This is a genomic window from Flavonifractor sp. An52 (assembly GCF_002159385.1).
Classification (GTDB): Bacteria; Bacillota; Clostridia; order Oscillospirales; family Oscillospiraceae; genus Flavonifractor; species Flavonifractor avicola.
The window spans coordinates 1-13,507 of sequence record NZ_NFIB01000031.1 but is presented as its reverse complement, the minus strand read 5'-3'; the positions used below and the strand labels follow the sequence as shown (position 1 = coordinate 13,507).

General features: G+C 61.2%; 13 protein-coding genes. All 13 read right to left on the bottom strand.

From position 1 onward, the window contains the following. Positions 1-16 precede the first annotated feature (16 nt). Positions 17-1,075 carry a hypothetical protein gene (locus tag B5G06_RS11430; RefSeq protein WP_242955473.1) on the bottom strand — a complete coding sequence of 353 codons (1,059 nt, stop codon included), beginning with the start codon at positions 1,073-1,075 and terminating at the stop codon, positions 17-19. A gap of 22 nt (positions 1,076-1,097) precedes the next feature. After that, positions 1,098-1,688, bottom strand: a complete 591-nt coding sequence (locus B5G06_RS11425) for a lactate utilization protein (RefSeq protein ID WP_087189187.1) — start codon at positions 1,686-1,688, stop codon at positions 1,098-1,100. 30 nt (positions 1,689-1,718) lie between these two features. Beyond that, a complete protein-coding gene (locus B5G06_RS11420; protein WP_242955472.1) occupies positions 1,719-2,585 on the bottom strand; it encodes a YitT family protein in 867 nt (288 codons plus the stop codon). Positions 2,586-2,612: 27 nt separating this feature from the next. Beyond that, positions 2,613-4,856, bottom strand: a complete 2,244-nt coding sequence (locus tag B5G06_RS11415) for a DNA gyrase/topoisomerase IV subunit A (RefSeq protein WP_087189186.1) — start codon at positions 4,854-4,856, stop codon at positions 2,613-2,615. Between the two features lie 50 nt (positions 4,857-4,906). Continuing rightward, the gene (locus B5G06_RS11410; protein WP_087189185.1) at positions 4,907-6,157 is read right to left on the bottom strand and encodes a type I restriction enzyme HsdR N-terminal domain-containing protein; all 1,251 of its coding nucleotides are present in this window, start codon (positions 6,155-6,157) and stop codon (positions 4,907-4,909) included. Between the two features lie 36 nt (positions 6,158-6,193). After that, on the bottom strand, positions 6,194-8,185 hold the full coding sequence (locus B5G06_RS11405; RefSeq protein WP_087189184.1) for a DNA gyrase/topoisomerase IV subunit B: 1,992 nt from the start codon (positions 8,183-8,185) through the stop codon (positions 6,194-6,196). A 137-nt stretch (positions 8,186-8,322) separates the two neighbouring features. Then, complete coding sequence (locus tag B5G06_RS14545; RefSeq protein ID WP_255396454.1) at positions 8,323-8,445, bottom strand: hypothetical protein; 123 nt, start codon at positions 8,443-8,445, stop codon at positions 8,323-8,325. Between the two features lie 65 nt (positions 8,446-8,510). Next, positions 8,511-9,122 (bottom strand): peptidoglycan recognition protein family protein, encoded by a 612-nt coding sequence (locus tag B5G06_RS11400; RefSeq protein ID WP_087189183.1) that lies wholly within the window; start codon positions 9,120-9,122, stop codon positions 8,511-8,513. A gap of 191 nt (positions 9,123-9,313) precedes the next feature. After that, complete coding sequence (locus tag B5G06_RS11395; protein ID WP_087189182.1) at positions 9,314-10,135, bottom strand: Mrp/NBP35 family ATP-binding protein; 822 nt, start codon at positions 10,133-10,135, stop codon at positions 9,314-9,316. 83 nt (positions 10,136-10,218) lie between these two features. Then, on the bottom strand, positions 10,219-11,163 hold the full coding sequence (locus B5G06_RS11390) for a uridine kinase family protein (protein ID WP_087189181.1): 945 nt from the start codon (positions 11,161-11,163) through the stop codon (positions 10,219-10,221). Positions 11,164-11,174: 11 nt separating this feature from the next. Further along, positions 11,175-12,653: a coproporphyrinogen dehydrogenase HemZ gene (gene hemZ / locus B5G06_RS11385; RefSeq protein WP_087189180.1), complete on the bottom strand. Its 1,479-nt coding sequence runs from the start codon at positions 12,651-12,653 to the stop codon at positions 11,175-11,177. A gap of 30 nt (positions 12,654-12,683) precedes the next feature. Next, positions 12,684-13,289, bottom strand: a complete 606-nt coding sequence (locus tag B5G06_RS11380; RefSeq protein ID WP_087189179.1) for an MBL fold metallo-hydrolase — start codon at positions 13,287-13,289, stop codon at positions 12,684-12,686. Between the two features lie 19 nt (positions 13,290-13,308). Then, positions 13,309-13,507, bottom strand: a 199-nt coding sequence (locus B5G06_RS14460; RefSeq protein ID WP_242955471.1) for a D-aminoacyl-tRNA deacylase, incomplete at its 5' end; no start/stop codon positions are given.

Below are 13,507 nucleotides of genomic sequence, written 5' to 3'. Positions count from 1 at the left end.
TTTTTATTTTTTCTTTTCAGGCCTCCTGGTCTGTCCACTGATAGCCCATTTCAGCCATTTGGGCCGCCGTCCAGGTCTTGCCGGTGCTGCGGCTCAGATCCACCCACACGGTCTGTCTGTTGCGGTCCACCTGGTTGAAAAAGTGGGGCTGACCCTGCAGGGTACCCTCTATGATCTGACCCTTCAGCCCCAGGCCGTCGCACAGCAGCTGGAAGGCTAAGGCCAGTCCCTCATCGTTGGCCCCCTGACCCACCAGCGCGTCCCAGGCGGTGGCGCCGCCGGTCTCCAGGTCCACCCGCACTGTGCCGGACAGCGTCCCCATCAGCAGGTCCAGCCGCCGGCTGGCGATCTGGTGCTGGATGGGGGTGAGGATGGCCACCGACTGCTCCTGGAGCTGCTGGCGCTTCCGCTGGAGGGCCGTGGGCTCCTCCGGGTAGTCCAGCAGGATCTCCACAATGCGCTGGGTGCCGGCGTCGGTTTTGGGATAGAGCTCCACCGAGCACTCCGGCATCCCCAGAGCGGCAGCGGGGGTGTCGTAGTAGGCCTGCCGCACCTGCTCCTCCACCGCGGCGGCGTCCCCGGTGAAGTAGCCCACCCGCAGGGCAAGCTCGGTCTTGAAGGCCGACAGGGCCTGGACCGCCTCCTCCCGGATGGCGCTGGTACCGGTGATGTTCACCAGATTGCTCACCTGCTCGGGGGAACGGCGGTAAGAGATGGTAATGGTGGCCTCATAGGTGGTGATGATGGTGGTATAGTCGTTCTTGATAAAGTCCACCGCGTAGGCACCCAGGGGGTCGTCCTTGGCCACCTCCAGGCAGGCCCGGTTCAGGTCGGCCTCCACGTCGCCGTTATAGTCGGTGATCTGGATAGCGCCCTCTTCTACCCCCTGGGAGACGAAAAACAGTATGCCGTTGACCAGCTCGGAATAGGTGCTGGCCTTGATGGTGGACTCGTTTTCCCCCAGAGCAGGATGCTCCGCGTGAGGCTCCACCACCGTATAGGCCTGCCCCGACAGGGAGCACCCGCCCAGCAGCAGGGCCAGGCTCAGGGCCAGGGCCGGTATGCACTTTTTCACAGGCCCCGCCCCCTTTCTTTCCTCAAAAGCCCAGGTCCTCGTCAATGAGTACGACCTCGGTACGTCCGATGCCGTTGGATGCCTGCCACAGCACCGTCATGCCCCGGCACAGCCGCTCGGGGCTGTTGCAGTCGTAGCACTTGTCCCCCTTGACGGCGCAGGGGGTCTTACGCTGGAGACGGATGGCGTTTTTGGGGGAGGCCACGTTGCGGGCCCGCCATACCGCGCCGTCGTAGTCGGGGGCCAGTTTGTTGCGGCCCACCACCAGATAGAGCTCCTCATGGCCGAACACGGTGGAGGCAATGCGGTTGCCCACCCCGTCGATGTTCACCATCTCGCCGGTCTCCGCCAGGCCGTTCACCGAGCACAGGTAGACCTGGGTGAAGGCGGCATCCTCCTTGCGGCTGCCCTCCCAGTGGGAGACCACGGTGTTGTGGGCCTTGAGCCGGTCCAGAAGGCCCATCTCCCGGACAGTCACCGAGCCACCGATGCCGATGGTCTTGCCGTCCAGCTTGCCGTCCAGATAGTCGGCGGCCTCCGCCGCCGTGGCAAAGCAGGACACGGCGTAGCCCCGCTTCTCCAGGTTGGCCTTTACCTTGGTGAAATCCGTCATGGAAACCCTTCCTTTCTCTGTGGGCTGGGATCAAATGTCGTCCTTGCTGTAGGTGCGGAAGCCCTCGCCCAGTACGTCGTGGGCGTCGCACACAATGAGGAACGCATGGGGATCAATCTCGTTGACCTTCTCCTTCAGGGGCACGATCTCCTTCTGCTTGAAGGCCACCATCAGCACCTTCTTCTCATCGCCCGAGTAGGCCCCCTCGCCGTGGAGGATGGTGGCTCCCCGGTCCATGGCCATCACCGCGTCGGTGATCTCCTTGCAGGAATCACTGATGATATAGGCCACCTTGGAGCTGTCCAGGCCATAGAGTACGGTGTCCATCACCTTGGTGGTGACAAAGAGGGAGACAATGCCGTACAGGGCGCTCTCCACCTTGCCGAAGGCGATGGCGGCCAGCACGATGACAATAAAGTCGGGGATAAGCACCAGAGTGCCCATGGGCAGCCAGGCAAATTTCAGCTTGAGCAGCCGGGCGATCAGGTCGGTGCCGCCGGTGGTGGCTCCCTTGGAGAACACCAGACCGATGCCCGCTCCCAGCAGGGCCCCGCCGAAGATGGCCGCCAGCATGGTATCCATGGGCGGGAACTGATAGATCATATCCATCACGTCGATGGCGAAGGAGCTGAAGGTCATAGCGTACAGGGAGGACACCAGCAGGTGCCCACCGATGAACTTCCACCCCAGGAAGAAGAGTGGCACATTCATCACAAACACCGTGGTGCCCACCGGCAGGACGGGGATCAGGGCGTTGAGCACCTGGCCCAGGCCGGTGAGGCCGCCCATGGCCACCAGGTTGGGGGCGTAGAAGATGTTATAGGCCAGAGCGTACAGGATGGAGCCCAGGGTAATGACCACATAGCTTTTTACATAATAGCTCACAGTGTGTTTCAACGAATATTCCTCATTTCTCTGGCTGGATCACAGCAGGCTGATCTGTTCCTCGCCCCGGTCCTCCTCCTTGAGCAGGGCCCCCGCCACCGGCAGGGACCGTGCCCGGTACCGGGCGGCGTTGACAATGGTGGTATCCGCCAGCGGCACGGCCTTTTCCACCTTCCACTTGGGCTTGAGGGTCATGACGTTGACCCCCTGGGTGGAGCGGGTGGTCTTGGGGGTGAGGGCGGCGGTGTGGAACACCAGGCAGCGGCCCTCGGTGGAGGTGACTGCCACCTCCAAATCCTCCTTGATGTGGAGGGCGGCGGCCAGGGGGGACTTGTCGGAGTAGGCGCCGGTGAGCTTTCTCCGCTTGGTCTGAGTCTGGTAGGCAGCCACCTCTACCCGGGCTACCTTGCCGTTCTCAAAGAAGAAGAGGATATGGCCGGAGTAGTCGCTGGTCAGGCAGGCCCACACGAAGCTCTCGCCGGAGTCCATGCCCAGCTTGGTGGGCAAAAAGTCGCCCAGCACGCTGGCCTTGGCGTCGTCGAACTCGCTGAGGGGGGCCTTGTAGCACTGCTGCCGGTCGGTAAACACCAATAGCATATCCCGGTTGTTCCCCTCCCAGTACAGGTAGGGGCCGTCCCCCTCCTTGTACTTCTGCTCGCTGCTCATGCGGAGAGACTGGGGGGTGATCTTCTTGAAGTAGCCCTCCCTGGAGCAGAACACATGGACGGGATAGTCGGGGGTCTCGTCCTCCTCCTCCACGGCGCCGGCGGCCTGATAGTCGTAGACGATCTCGGTGCGCCGGGGAGAGGCGTACTTCTTCTTCACCGCCGAGAGTTCCTGGGAAATAATCTTCTTGATGCGGCCCGGGTTGTTGACGATGTCCTGGAGGTCGGCGATCTCCTCCTCCAGCCCGGCTACCTCCTCAATACGCTTGAGGATATACTCCTTGTTGATGTTGCGCAGCTTGATGTCGGCCACATATTCCGCCTGGATGTTGTCGATGCCGAAGCCGATCATCAGGTTGGGCACCACCTCGGCGTCCTCCTCGGTCTCCCGGATGATCTTGATGGCCCGGTCGATGTCCAGCAGGATCTTTTTCAGGCCTTTGAGCAGGTGGAGCTTCTCCTGCTTCTTCTTCATCACATAGTAGGTGCGGCGGCGCACTCCGTCCATCCGCCAGCCGGTCCACTCCTCCAAAATCTCTCCCACGCCCATGACACGGGGCATCCCGGCAATGAGGATATTGAAGTTGCAGGAGCAGGCGTCCTGGAGGGTGGTGGACTTGAACAGCTTGGCCATCAGCTTGTCCGGGTCGGCGCCCCGCTTCAGGTCAATGGTGATCTTCAGGCCGTTCAGGTCGGTCTCATCCCGCATATCGGCGATCTCTTTGATCTTGCCCGCCTTGATGAGCTCGGCCACCTTGTCCATGATGGCCTCCACCGTGGTAGTGTATGGGATTTCATACACCTCGATGAGATTTTCGCTCTTGAGGTAGCGCCACCGGGCCCGCACCTGGAAGGAGCCCCGGCCGGTGTCGTAGATCTGCCTTAAAGCGGCCTCGTCGTACAAAAGCTCGCCGCCGGTGGGGAAGTCGGGGGCCTTCAGGTATTCCATCAGGTTGACCTTGGGGTTTTTCAGATAGGCCGCCGTGGCGTCGCATACCTCGCCCAGATTGAAGCCGCACAGGTTGGAGGCCATACCCACGGCAATGCCCTGGTTGGCGCTCACCAGCACGTTGGGGAAGGTGGTGGGCAGCAGGGTGGGCTCTTTCATGGAGCCGTCGTAGTTGTCCACAAAGTCCACCGTGTCCTGGTCGATGTCCCGGAAGAGCTCGGCGCAGATGGGGTCCAGCCGCACCTCGGTGTAACGGCTGGCCGCCCAGGCCATGTCCCGGGAGTACACCTTACCGAAGTTACCCTTGGAGTCCACCAGGGGGTGGAGCAGGGCGCCGTAGCCCCGGGAGAGGCGCACCATGGTGTCGTAGATGGCGGCGTCGCCGTGGGGGTTGAGTTTCATGGTCTGGCCCACCACGTTGGCGCTCTTGGTTCGGTTGCCGCCCAGCAGGTGCATCTGGTACATGGTGTACAGCAGCTTCCGGTGGGAGGGCTTGAACCCGTCGATCTCCGGGATGGCCCGGGAGACGATAACGCTCATGGCGTAGGGCATATAGTTGAGCTCCAGCGTCTCGGTGATGGGCTGCTCCAGCACCTCGGGCCGCAGGCCCATGACGTTGGGGTTGTTGACCTTCTTCGCCCCCTCCTGGGGGTCCTTTTTCTTAGCCATAAGCAATCAATCCTTATTCCGTACAAATAAAATCCATTCTCTCGGCAGCTTCATTGACCAAGCAAACACAGGGAATCTGACAGCAGCTTCCTGCGGTATTCCGTCCGTATCATGGCATAGCGTATCAGGCGGCTGCAAACCTGTGCCATATCGCTTTGATCCATGCGCAGGTCAGGTGCAATCAGGACCGTCCCCAGATCCACCCGTCCCGTTTCGTCCAAAAGGTCGGGAGCGCACTGCCTGAGGAACTCTATTATCGCATTTCTTGGCGCAGCTCCATACTTGCCACCAATGTTCAAACGGCCATCATGCCATATGTGTATGCGATTGTCCGTCCGTGTAATAAATTCCTCTGCCCTCAGCTGTAGGGCAGGGGATGCAGATACATCTTCCAGATAAACAGCAAGATAGGTGGGGCCCTTCTTAACCTTAGGAATTTTGGGTGCATAAATACACAGATAGGCAGAAAAGGAACGCCCGTCTTCACCTGTTCCGCAAAAATGTCGAAACAGGTCGGGATATCCGTTTCGATGAGGCGTCCCGCGCTGATAAGCACCGCAGTCTTTTGCCTGGGCAAATCCGGTTAGACCTGTGCAGTATCTGTCCCTGTCCATCCAGCATTGATGCATCGCAAGCAGCGGATCTGCCAAAAATGGCGGCGTTTGAGCCCCTAAAATCCCCTCGCGCAGGGCGCACCGGTATTTTGATCCTTCTTCTGACGCTTCAGGGTCAGGTGCGGAGTCCTTTGCCGTCCCGACTTGCACCAAGCTGCAAAGTCGAGCATAGGATGGCAGCTGCTTCATGGCCTGATAGGTGTGGGAAATCGCATCCCAATAGTCCATGAAAAATGTGCTGCCATTTGTGATGGCAACAAAGGGGATATCCAGCGAAACAGCATAATTGTCCGCCTGGCGATATACCTGCTCGGTAAGCTGAATATGTTCCGCTTTACACTCCACCACCAGAATGGGTTTTTTGCGGCGTTGGTCCGCAGCATATACAGCAATATCCATTCTGCCCGTGGCTCGCTTCCAGAAACGGCTCAGCGGCACCTCGATCTCCATGGCGTCATAGGGAACACCCATATCATAGTGCAAAAACAGGATGATTCGCTGCCGCACCTTTTCTTCCGGTGTGGCCAGCCGCTTTTTCCGTGACACAGGATCTGCGTAATAAAGCTTCCCTCTATAGCGCTTGGTCCTGGGGTGCGGCAGGTCGCTATAGTGATACTCCACCCCATCCTGACAAGAAGAATGCTTCCGAGCATACAGCCACTCCGAAACAGCCTGTGCAAACAACAATGGTCATCCGCTCCTGTTCTCTGCTGCATCTTAAAACTACGAAATATCCGCCAGCTCCAGATACTTATACCCGTTCTCCGCGATGTGGTCCTTCCGGCCCTGGAGGTTGTCCCCCAGCAGCAGGTCGAACACCCGGGCGGTGTTTTCCACATCCTCGGGCATGACCTTGATGAGCCGCCGTGTGGCGGGATTCATGGTGGTGAGCCACATCATGTCGGGCTCGTTCTCGCCCAGACCTTTGGAGCGGTTGATGGAGCACTTCTTGCCCGCCAGCTCGCCGTTGACAATGTCGTTCTTCTCGGCGTCGGAGTAGGCAAACCAGGTCTTCTCCTTATAGTTGATCTCATACAGGGGGGATTCCGCGATATACACATAGCCCCGCTGGATGAGGGTGGGGGTGAGGCGGTAGAGCATGGTCAGAATCAGGGTGCGGATCTGGAAGCCGTCCACGTCGGCATCGGTACAGATGACGATCTTGTTCCACCGCAGGTTCATGAGGTCAAAGGCGGCCAGATCCTTGGCGTGCTTGTCGTGGACCTCCACGCCGCAGCCCAGCACCTTCAGAAGGTCGGTGATGATCTCGCTCTTGAAGATCTTGGCGTAGTCGGCCTTGAGGCAGTTGAGAATCTTGCCCCGGACGGGCATGATGCCCTGGAACTCCGCGTCCCGGCTCAGCTTGACGCTGCCCAGAGCGGAGTCGCCCTCCACGATATACAGCTCCCGGCGGGTGGTGTCCTTGGTGCGGCAGTCCACAAACTTCTGCACCCGGTTGGAGATATCCACATTGCCGGACAGCTTCTTCTTGATGTTCAGCCGGGTGCGCTCGGCGTTCTCCCGGGAGCGCTTGTTGATGAGCACCTGCTCGCCGATCTTGGCGGCGTCGAAGGGGTTCTCGATGAAGTAGACCTCCAGCTGGGAGCGGAGGAACTCGGTCATGGCCTCCTGGACAAACTTGTTGGTGATGGCCTTCTTGGTCTGGTTCTCGTAGGAGGTCTGGGTGGAGAAGTTGTTGCTCACCAGCACCAGGCAGTCCTCCACGTCGGCCCAGGTCAGCTTGCTCTCGTTCTTCTGGTACTTGCCCTGGGATTTGAGCCAGGCGTCGATGCCGTTGACAAAAGCGGACTTCACCGCCTTCTCCGGGGAGCCGCCGTGCTCCAGCCAGGAGGAGTTATGGTAGTGCTCGATGACCTGCACCGTGTTGGAGAAGCAGAAGGAGACCGACAGCTTCACCTTGTACTCGTCCTTGTCCGCCCGGTCACGGCCCCGGCGCTCGGTCTGCCAGAACACCGGCTGCGTCAGGGGGTTGTCTCCCGCCAGCTCCTTCACATAGTCCTCAATACCGTTTTCATACTTGAAGTCGGTGGTCTCGAACTTACCCCCCACCTGATTGCGGAACCGGAAGGTAATACCGGCGTTGACTACCGCCTGCCGCTTGAGCACATCCAGGTAGTACTCCACCGGAATGTCGATGTCGGTGAACACGTCCAGGTCGGGCAGCCAGCGGAACCTGGAGCCGGTCTTTTTGCCGGTGTAGGGCTCCTTCTTCAGGCCGCCCACGTTCTCGCCCTTCTCAAAGTGGAGGGTGTACTCAAAGCCGTCCCGGTGGATCACCGCGTCGAAGTAGCGGCTGGCGTACTGGGTGGCGCAGGAGCCCAGGCCGTTGAGGCCCAGAGAGTACTCGTAGTTGTCGCCGGAGTTGTTGTTGTACTTGCCGCCGGCGTACAGTTCGCAGAACACCAGCTCCCAGTTAAACTTCTGCTCCTTCTCGTTCCAGTCCACCGGGCAGCCCCGGCCGAAGTCCTCCACCTCGATGGACTTGTCCTCATACCGGGTGACGGTGATGAGATTGCCGTGGCCCTCTCTGGCCTCGTCGATGGCGTTGGACAGGATCTCAAACACCGCGTGTTCGCAGCCCTCCAGCCCGTCGGAGCCGAAGATAACGGCCGGGCGCTTGCGGACTCGATCCGCCCCCTTCAGGGAGGAAATGGAGTCGTTGCCGTAACTTTTTGGGGAAGAACTTCTTGCCATGGGCCTCTCCTCATATCGTAAAACTGCCGGTCCTCAGGACCGGCGCAAAAGATGCGCATACGTTATTATATTACCCTATTCCCGCCTAAAGTGTCAAGAAAGGCCGGGCCGCGGCAATCCGCGGCCCGGCCCGGTACTCATGCGGCCAGGTCCTCCAGCTCCGCCAGCGCCTCCCCCTGGGAGTCGGCGGAAAAGCGGAAGGTTCCGGCGGCGTCGTATACCTCAACGTGTCCGTTTACATAGCGAAGTTCAAATTCCATGGTTCAGCGCTCCTTTCCTGTATCGTTGGGTACAGGATACCAGAGCAGCTGTCCAATAAAACGGACTATTCTTGCAAGTCAGCCTTAAATTGTTCCCACGCCTCCGGGTTTCGGACGTAATAGAGGGGACATTCCTTGCCGGTGACGTCGTAGTGCCGGATGACCTGGTCGGTGTCCAGGTGGTACTCGTCCATGAGCCAGCGCACCAGCTTGATGAGGGAGTCATAGGTAGCCTGGGTGAAGGCCCCGGTGTCGTCGGGGTGGCAGCACTCAATGGAGATGGTGTCCACGTTCCGGGGGCCGGTGCAGTAGGCGATCTCGTCCAGGGGGACGTTGCAGATGATCTCCCCGTCCAGGCCGATGAGGAAATGGCTGGAGGCGTAGGTCTCTCCGGTGGCGGCCAGGTTTCGGAAGTAGCTGTTGTTCTGCTGGGCGGTGGTGCCCGGATTGCCCACATAGTGGACCACCACGCCGTTGACCTCCTCCAAAGGCTCGCCGGGCCGGGAATAGGGATTGACGGGGAGGAGCTTTTCGGTGACCCAGTCAGGCAGGTTGCCGGAGGGCTGAGGGCCTGAGAAGGCCAGCCGCCAGATCAGGAAGGCCGCTCCGATCAGCACAAGAATGATAAGGGCGGGCAGCAGAGGGGAACGGCGGCGTTTTTTCACGCGGGTGGGCATGGGCTTGTCCCTCCTTTTTGGGGTAAAACGCAGAAACACAGGCCCGCCGCCTGTTGCGGGCCTGTGTTTCCAAGATCTGAAAAAGAGAGGAAAGAGAGGAGTGGTATGTCTCAACCACGGTTCTTATCCTAACCTCTCACTGTGAACCCGTTTTGAACCGGATATGAACGTTTTGTAAAGCCTGATATTGGTTATTCCGCCAGGGTGCGGGCCACGTCGGCCAGGTAGTTCTGCTCCAGCTCCTCGATCTTGCCGGCGTCGCAGGCGGCGGCCACGGCGGGGTCAATGGGCAGCCGGGCCAGCACCTTCAGGCCCAGGCCGGCGGCCACCTGGTCGATGTGGCTCTCGCCGAAGATGGCGTGGCGCTTGCCGCAGTCGGGGCACTGGAAGTAGGAGTAGTTCTCCACCAGGCCCAGCACGGGAATGTGCATCATCTCGGCCATCTTCACGGCCTTGGTGACGATCATGCTCACCAGATCCTGGGGAGAGGTGACCACCACGATGCCGTCGATGGGCAGGGACTGGAACACGGTCAGGGGCACGTCGCCGGTTCCGGGAGGCATATCCACGAACATATAGTCCACATCGCCCCAGATCACGTCGGTCCAGAACTGCTTGACGGTGCCGGCAATGACGGGCCCCCGCCAGATCACGGGGTCGGTCTCATGCTCGGTGAGCAGGTTGAGGCTCATGATGCCGATGCCGGTCTTGGTCTCGGCGGGGTAGATGCCCAGCTCGCTGCCCTCAGCCCGGGTGTGGATGCCGAAGGCGGCGGGGATGGAGGGACCGGTGATGTCGGCGTCCAGCACGGCCACCTTCTTGCCCATGCGGCGCATAGCCACCGCCAGGGAGGAGGTCACCAGGCTCTTGCCTACGCCGCCCTTGCCGCTGACCACGGCAATGACCTTGCCGATGTGGGACAGGCCGTTGGCAGGGACGTGGAGATCCTGGGGGGCGGTGCGCTCGCCGCAGCTCTCGCCGCAGGAGGAACAGTTGTGGGTGCATTCAGACATGGTTGATTTCCTTCTTTCCTATGTTGTTACCAGAGATTGATACGGGAAGAGCGGCGGGGGACTGGCCCCCGCCTGTTGATTATTTAATAGTGGTAGCTGCCGCCGCCGATGAACTCCCGGATGAGGGACTCGGGGGGTACCAGGGTCGGGTCCACCGGCTCAAAATACCGGAAGGAGTCCACCAGATCATGGAACTCGTGATAGCGGGGGTTGTCGGCGGGGATCTGGTCCACCGCCTCTCTCAGGGCGTGGGCGTAGTTGGCAAACACCGACACCTCGTAGGGCAGGGAGGAGTCGATGATGATATTGGCCCGGTTCTTGAAGGGGGAGATGTACTTCTTCTCGCCCCGGCGCACATTATACCACATCAGAAGGGTTTCCAAAAGGTCTGTGCCCCGGAAATTATAGTCACGGACCGCCCGGCGGGAAATCCGCATCCAGGTGCCCTTGAACCGCAGTTCCTCCCCCTCCAGCACGTTGGAGCGGGCGGAGATGTACAGGCCGGTGGCCTCGGGGTGGCGGCCGAAGATGTCGTCGTTGAGGGCGTGGATGCCCTCAAAGATGGCAATCTCGTTTTTGTCCAGCTTCAAAAAGGTGCCCCGGCTGTCGTTGCGCATTTGCCGGGCAAACTCATACTTGGGTACCACCACCCACTCGCCCCGGGACAGCCGGGAGAAGGTCTCGTCCAGCAGATCCAGGTCCAGCAGCACCGGGGACTCGTAGTCGATGTCCCCCTCAGGGGTGCGGGGGGCGGTCTTGCGGTTGAGGGTTTTATAGTAGTTGTCCATGGAGATGGTGTGGGTATTCACACCCCGGCGCTCCAGCTCCTGCTCCAGCTTGAGGGCAGTGGTGGTCTTGCCCGAGCCGGAGGGGCCGGACAGCAGCACGATGGGGTTCTCCTTCATCCGCTCCAGAATGCGGTCTACCGCCGACGCAATGCGGCTTTGATAGGCGGCGTCGCAGGCCTCCAGAAATCCCTTGGGGTCGGTGCGGATGCTCTCGTTGATCTCTTGCAGCTGATAGGGCATAGCGGACCTCCTTACAGGGCGCCGTGAAAGCGGGCAACCCGCTCCTTTCCGGCGCAGACGGCGTCGATCTTCTCGATATACTCCTTGGGATACTTGGGGTTGGCCAAGCGCTCGATGTAGCCGGTGGCCGGGTTGACCAGCTTGGTCACCCCGCCGCCTCCCAGGGAGACGATGGTGTGCAGCTCCTCCATCATGCAGATGTTATAGAGGCTCTCGGTGCCCGGCAGGCACCAGCCCACGTTCTCAAAGGAGCCGGACATATATTTCTGACGGTAGAGGTAATAGGGGATCTGCCCCGCCGTACGCAGGTCGGACCAGGCGTACTCCAGCATGGCGGCCACCTCTTCATCGGCGGGTACGCCGCTCCCCTCCTCCATCAGCCGGGAGCCCTTCTTCATGGCCAGGGTGTGGACGGTAATGTTCTCCGGCGCCATAGCCAGCACCTGATCCAGGGAGGACCGGAAGCCGTCCACGCTGTCGGCGGGCAGACCGGCGATGAGATCCATGTTGACGCAGGGGATGCCGCTGTCCCGGGCCATGGCGTAGGCCCTGCGGATGTCCTCGGCCCGATGGGCCCGGCCCATGGCGGTGAGCACATGGTCCTGCATGGTCTGGGGATTCACCGACACCCGGCCGCAGCCCCGGCGGAAGAGGACCTCCAGCTTTTCCCGGGTAATGGTGTCGGGCCGTCCCGCCTCCACCGTGTACTCGGTGCAGCAGGACAGGTCAATGGAATCGGCGATCTCCCCCATAAGCCGGTCCAGCTGAGGGGCGGACAGGGTGGTGGGAGTACCGCCGCCGAAATAGACGGTGCGTACCTTCAGGCCCGCCCCCGCCAGCATTTCACCGGTGGCCTTGATTTCCCGGGAAAGGCAGTCCAGGAAGGGGTCGATGAGCTTGAGGGCCCGGCCCACGTCGGCGGACACAAAGGAGCAGTAGGCGCACCGGGTGGGGCAGAAAGGGATGCCCACATAGAGGGACACCTCCTCCGGTTTCAGGCTCCGCTGGGCGTCCAGGCTGGCCTGGGCGCAGTCCATGGCCAGCTGCCGCCGCAGGGGGGACACCCGGTAGGTGTCCTTTAAAATCTTCTCCGCCTGGGCGGGGGTGGCGCCGGCCAGCATGGCCTTGGTGGGGATCTTCACCGGCCGCACGCCGGTGAGGGCACCCCAGGGGGGCTCGTTCCCACGGGCGGCCACCCCGGCATCGTAAAAGGCCAGCTTCAGGATCCGCTGGAGGGCCCGGCTGGTGGAGAGGTCATCGGCGAGCTCTTCCAGTTTACACCGGCGGCTTGCCCCATATGACTGGCCGTGGTAAGTCAGCCTGGCGGTGGCGGTGGCCCACAGCTTGCCCCGGCTCAGGGAGAGCACCAGATGGTCCTCCCCGGCAGCGGGGGGCTGGTCGTCATATTCCGGCCGCTGGTCAGGAAAAAGCGTCAATAACATTTGCTCGGCGGCATATTTGTAGTCGTGGCCGCGGAGGTAGAGTTTCATAGCGGAATGATCCTTTCCGGGGAAATCAGATTACCCCATGGCCTCCTGCATATAGTAGTTGCTCTTCCGCTCGGCCTCCAGGGTGGACAGATCCATGTGGCCGGGGAGGACCTGGAAGTCCCCGGGCAGCCGGGCCAGCCGGGCCAGGGAGGCCATGATCTCCTCATAGCTGCCTCCGGGCAGGTCGGTGCGGCCCATGGAGCCCTGGAACAGGGTGTCGCCGGTAAAGAGGGCGTCCCCCGCCATCAGGCACACCCCGCCGGGGGTGTGGCCGGGGGTGTGGATCACCTGCACGTCGATGCCCCCCACCTTCACCACGTCGCCGTCGTCATAGGGGGTGGGCTCGGTGCCCAGCGGGGGGAACACCTGGCTGCCCAGCCGGGCGATATCGGCGGGGTGGAGGTACACGGGGATGCCCGGCAACGCCTTGAGCAGCCCGGCCACGCCGGTGGTGTGGTCATAGTGGGCGTGGGTCAGCAGGATGGACTGGATCTCCACCCCATCCTCCCTGGCCTGGGCCAGGATGCGGCCGGCCTCGTCGCCGGGGTCCACCACGGCGGCGGTGTGGGTGTCCTCGTCCTCCAGCAGATAGCAGTTGGTGCCGATGGGCCCCACCTGTAAAACACGAATTTTCATGGGATGTCTGCCCCCTTCTTTACATGGTATCGGTGTCCAGCAGAATGGTCACAGGACCGTCATTCTGAGAATAAACCTGCATATCAGCGCCAAATCCCCCACAGGGCCACGGCCCTGCGGGGACCCCGCATCTTTTGATCTGCTCGGGCGGAGTGAATCCGCCCGGCATCGAGGTTTTGCCTGTGGCAAAACGCTCGGACGCGCAAAGCGCGGGGGCG

What these genes read in the sequence shown, in the direction of transcription:
- hemZ (WP_087189180.1), bottom strand. Translation starts at nt 12,653, where the DNA reads ATGAAACTCTACCTCCGCGGCCACGACTACAAATATGCCGCCGAGCAA.
- B5G06_RS11390 (WP_087189181.1), bottom strand. Translation starts at nt 11,163, where the DNA reads ATGCCCTATCAGCTGCAAGAGATCAACGAGAGCATCCGCACCGACCCC.
- B5G06_RS14545 (WP_255396454.1), bottom strand. Translation starts at nt 8,445, where the DNA reads ATGGAATTTGAACTTCGCTATGTAAACGGACACGTTGAGGTATACGAC.
- B5G06_RS11415 (WP_087189186.1), bottom strand. Translation starts at nt 4,856, where the DNA reads ATGGCTAAGAAAAAGGACCCCCAGGAGGGGGCGAAGAAGGTCAACAAC.
- B5G06_RS11425 (WP_087189187.1), bottom strand. Translation starts at nt 1,688, where the DNA reads ATGACGGATTTCACCAAGGTAAAGGCCAACCTGGAGAAGCGGGGCTAC.
- B5G06_RS11395 (WP_087189182.1), bottom strand. Translation starts at nt 10,135, where the DNA reads ATGTCTGAATGCACCCACAACTGTTCCTCCTGCGGCGAGAGCTGCGGC.
- B5G06_RS11380 (WP_087189179.1), bottom strand. Translation starts at nt 13,289, where the DNA reads ATGAAAATTCGTGTTTTACAGGTGGGGCCCATCGGCACCAACTGCTAT.
- B5G06_RS11405 (WP_087189184.1), bottom strand. Translation starts at nt 8,185, where the DNA reads ATGGCAAGAAGTTCTTCCCCAAAAAGTTACGGCAACGACTCCATTTCC.
- B5G06_RS11400 (WP_087189183.1), bottom strand. Translation starts at nt 9,122, where the DNA reads ATGCCCACCCGCGTGAAAAAACGCCGCCGTTCCCCTCTGCTGCCCGCC.